General features: G+C 78.9%; 6 protein-coding genes. All 6 read right to left on the minus strand.

What is annotated here, in order from left to right; all coding sequences use genetic code 11:
- Positions 1–196: 196 nt before the first annotated feature.
- Positions 197–844, minus strand: coding sequence for a bifunctional DNA primase/polymerase (locus VGH76_RS10230; RefSeq protein ID WP_331556566.1), 648 nt, complete (start codon positions 842–844; stop codon positions 197–199).
- 275 nt (positions 845–1119) lie between these two features.
- A complete protein-coding gene (locus VGH76_RS10235; protein ID WP_331556567.1) occupies positions 1120–1494 on the minus strand; it encodes an Rv3654c family TadE-like protein in 375 nt (124 codons plus the stop codon).
- Complete coding sequence (locus tag VGH76_RS10240; RefSeq protein WP_331556569.1) at positions 1491–1913, minus strand: TadE family type IV pilus minor pilin; 423 nt, start codon at positions 1911–1913, stop codon at positions 1491–1493. The genes VGH76_RS10235 and VGH76_RS10240 overlap by 4 nt, the downstream gene beginning before the upstream one ends.
- Before the next feature lie 47 nt (positions 1914–1960).
- Positions 1961–2173 carry a DUF4244 domain-containing protein gene (locus VGH76_RS10245; RefSeq protein ID WP_331556570.1) on the minus strand — a complete coding sequence of 71 codons (213 nt, stop codon included), beginning with the start codon at positions 2171–2173 and terminating at the stop codon, positions 1961–1963.
- Positions 2174–2215: 42 nt separating this feature from the next.
- Positions 2216–2809, minus strand: a complete 594-nt coding sequence (locus VGH76_RS10250) for a type II secretion system F family protein (RefSeq protein ID WP_331556571.1) — start codon at positions 2807–2809, stop codon at positions 2216–2218.
- On the minus strand, positions 2806–3535 hold a 730-nt coding region (locus tag VGH76_RS10255; protein WP_331556572.1), incomplete at its 5' end, for a type II secretion system F family protein. The genes VGH76_RS10250 and VGH76_RS10255, both read right to left, overlap by 4 nt.

Consider the following 3535-nt stretch of genomic DNA (forward strand, 5'->3'; position numbering starts at 1 on the left):
CGGTGGGCGCGCCTCGCGCGCTCCCGGCGTGGTCACGGGGCGCGGGCGCGCCCACCGCCGCGGGGTGGGCCGGACCACGGCGTCGCCCGGAGCTGCGGCGGGGTTGCGCGCTCTGCGGGGACGTCGTCGGCGGTCCTGGCCGACCCGAGTCTTCAGTTGTGGTGGTCCCGGGCTCGCCCGGGGTCGTGCTCGTCGGTCAGGAACGGATCCCGGTGGCGACGGTCGCGAGGCGGTAGGTGGAGCTGCCGCCCAGTCCGCGCTGCGGACGCTCCCGCACGGCCTCGGCCATGGCGTCCTGGACGCTGTACGGGTCGGGGAGGCGCCAGCCGCAGGTCGCCGGCCGCACCCGCCAGTGGATGGACCCCTGGGGGAACGTCGAGGGCGGCGCCGCCAGGTAGCTGCCGCGGCCGTGCAGCGTCATGCCCGGCCGTCCCGCGAGGTCCGGGCGCAGCGGCTCACCCGGCAGCACCGGGAACAGCCACTGGCCGGTCGGCGTGGCGGCGATCGGCACCGGGACCCCGACCGCGCGGAGCGCGGCGGCGGCGCGGCGGCCGACGCTCGCCGGCACCTCGATCACGTCGAAGGTCAGGCCCGTGGGCAGCAGGATCGAGTACGGCAGGCCCGACCACCACTCGGCGATCCGGGCGATGTCGGTCGTCGCGGCGGCCGCCCAGTCCTCGAGGACCGGCGCCGGACCGGCCTGCGGCGCGTCGCTGCAGCCCGTCCACACGTCGCCCTGTGGGAACGTGCCCGGCACCACCGCCCATCCGTGATCGGCGAGCACCATCGCCTCCGCGCGGAGCTCGGTGCCGTAGACGGCGCGGTAGCTGTCCCACCACTGCATGCGGGTCCTCCCGGTACTGGTCCACCCCGTGCGGTGTTCCTTCCCCAGTAACGGCGGGTCGCCGCATGATTTCCACCCGTCGTCGCCCATCGGCCGGGGTGGAACGCCGAGCGCCATGCCTGGCACCGGCGAGCGGGCGAACGCGACCCCGAAAGGCATCCGGGGTACCTCTCGTCCCGACTGCACCAACCGTGCCGCCGCTCGGCGGGAGGCCCGGCCCGCTCGTCCGGTGAGGACACGGTCAGGTGACGATCGGTGACCGCGCCCCCGGCGATTCACCGCATGATCTTCACCACAGGACCTGCCCGCACGCGGACAGTGGTCGCGTCCGCGACGGGCAGACATCCGCACCTCCGGGTCACCTCGACCTGCAGGTCCCACCCCAGCCACGTGCAGCGGAGCAGGGTGGCGCCGTTGCGGTCGGCGACCTCGCGGGCGCGGTGGCAGGCGGCCGCGCGGCCCCCCACGGACTCGGCCGCCCCGGCGAGCGCCGCCAGGTCGGCGGCGTTGTCCGCGCGGTGGCGGGTGGCCACCACGGCGCCCAGCACGAGCAGCGCGCCCAGCAGGATCCCGACGACACCGATCGCGCCGGCCGCGATCACGGTGGCCAGCCCGCGATCGTCGCCCGGGTCCGCCCGCCCGCCGCTCACCGCACCGGCTCCTCGGCACCTGGGTCGCCGGGGGCGCCGGCGTCCGGGGCGCCGCCGTCGGGGGCGCCGGCGGCGGGGGTGTCCGCGGCGTCCCGGGTGGGGGCGGCGACGGCGGGCTCGCGTGCCGCCACCGCCTCTGCCGAGAGCCGCAGCCCCGGGAGCGCCCCGCCCAACGGCGGGACCCGGACCAGGACGTGGACCAGGTCCCCCTCCGGCTCGACCCGGACCTCGGCGCCGGACGGCAGGTCACGGGCGAGGGCCTGGGCCCCCGCGACGTCGTCCCGGGAGGCCCGCCGGGCCGCCTCCCCCGCGGCGTCCACGCAGCGGATCTCGGCTACCACGGCCCCGATCGCGGCGAGCACGACCGCGAGCACCGCGACGAGGCTCCCGATCGCGATCGCGGCCTCCACGGTCACCATGCCGCGGTCGGCCCAACCGTCGGGCCGACGGTCGTCCGCGGTCCCGGTCAGCCACCGGCCGGGGTGAGCGACCGCTGGATCAGGCCGGTCAACGCACCCATCACCGCGGGCGCGTTGATGATCACGAAGAGCAGTCCCGCGAACGCCGCCGCCGCGATCAGGCCGATCGCGTACTCGACCGTCGACATCCCCTCGTCGTCGCGCGCCAGGGCCGCCAGCCGGGCCACCAGCAGCGCCACGACCGTCGTCGGGTTCTCCATCGTCGTCTCCTCTCGTCCCGCACCCGGGGTGGGTGGCGGTGGTCATGTCCGCTCCAGCAGCGGCCCGGCGAGCCCGATGACGACCGGGGCGATCCCGAGCGCCAGGAAGGCGGGCAGGAAGCACAGCCCGAGCGGGCCCGCCACGAGCACGCCGGCGCGCTCGGCGCGGGCGGACACCGCCTCGGCGGCCTCGGCGCGCACGTCGGCGGCCACGGTGGTCGCGACGTCCGCGATCGCGGCGCCGCTGCGCGCCGAGCGCCGGGCGGCGCGGGCCAGCCGCGCGGTCGCCGGTTCCCCGAGCGCGGGCGCCCATGCGTCGGCCGGGTCCGCGCCGAGCGCGAGCAGGTCGGCCACGCCGGTGAGGGCGTCGGCCACGGGGCCGGGGAGCGAGGTCGCGACCGCCCGCACCGCGCGGTCGAGCGAGAGGCCCGCGCGCAGACAAGAGGCGAGCTCGTCCCACGCCCCGGCCTCCTGCCAGGGGTCCCGCCGCACGCGGCGACGCCGACCCGAGCGCGCCGGGCGGCGCGGGACCGGCCGCCCCTGCAGGGAACGCACTCGCGACCGGGCACCGACCGGGCCGGGGGCGACGAGCGCCGCGGAGGCCAGGAGCACCAGCGCGGCGGCGAGCCCGGTCACCGGACGACCCCCGCGATGAGGCGCCGGCTCCACTCCAGCCCGGCGGCGACGAGCACCGCACCGACCACCAGGAGCACCTGGCCGACCGCGCTGCCGGTGAGCACGCCGAACGGGTGCGCCCCGACCAGCTGGCCGAGCAAGAGACCGATCCCGGGCAGCGCGGCGAGGACGGCGGCCGTGGTCCGCGGCCCGGCGAGCTGGGCGGCGAGCCGGCCCGCGAACCGGCTCCGGGCCCGCAGGTCCTCGGCGACCGCCTCCGCCAGTCCGGCGAGGCCGATCCCGTGGCGCTCGGCGAGCGACCAGGCGTCGGCCAGGCGCACCAGGTGCGGCCCGGCGAGCGGGTCGGTCGTCGCCTGCTCCCGCAACGCGGCCGGGACGTCCCCGCCGAGGCGGGCGGTCGCCTCGACCCGCGCCAGGGCACGACGGGCGGCGCTGCCGGCGTCGCGTCCGGCCGCCGCGGCCGCGGACGCGGGCGGGTGGCCCGCGCGCAGCTCCGCGGCGAAGGCGGCGAACCCCTCGGCCAGCCCGGTGGTGGTCTCGGTCCGGGCCCGCTCGTGCCGCCGCGCGCGCCGGGACCGGAGCAGGACCGCCCCGAGCACCACGCTCGCCGCCGCGCCGCCGGGACCCGCGAGCACCGCGGCGAGGACGAGACCACCGAGCGCCGGCACCACCACGGGGACGTGCGCCGCCGCGGCCCGCGTCCGGCCGGCGGCCGGCGGAGCGAGC

Source organism: Actinomycetospora sp., assembly GCF_036497585.1.
Classification (GTDB): domain Bacteria; phylum Actinomycetota; class Actinomycetes; order Mycobacteriales; family Pseudonocardiaceae; genus Actinomycetospora.

What these genes read in the sequence shown, in the direction of transcription:
- VGH76_RS10230 (WP_331556566.1), bottom strand. Translation starts at nt 844, where the DNA reads ATGCAGTGGTGGGACAGCTACCGCGCCGTCTACGGCACCGAGCTCCGC.
- VGH76_RS10240 (WP_331556569.1), bottom strand. Translation starts at nt 1,913, where the DNA reads ATGGTGACCGTGGAGGCCGCGATCGCGATCGGGAGCCTCGTCGCGGTG.
- VGH76_RS10245 (WP_331556570.1), bottom strand. Translation starts at nt 2,173, where the DNA reads ATGGAGAACCCGACGACGGTCGTGGCGCTGCTGGTGGCCCGGCTGGCG.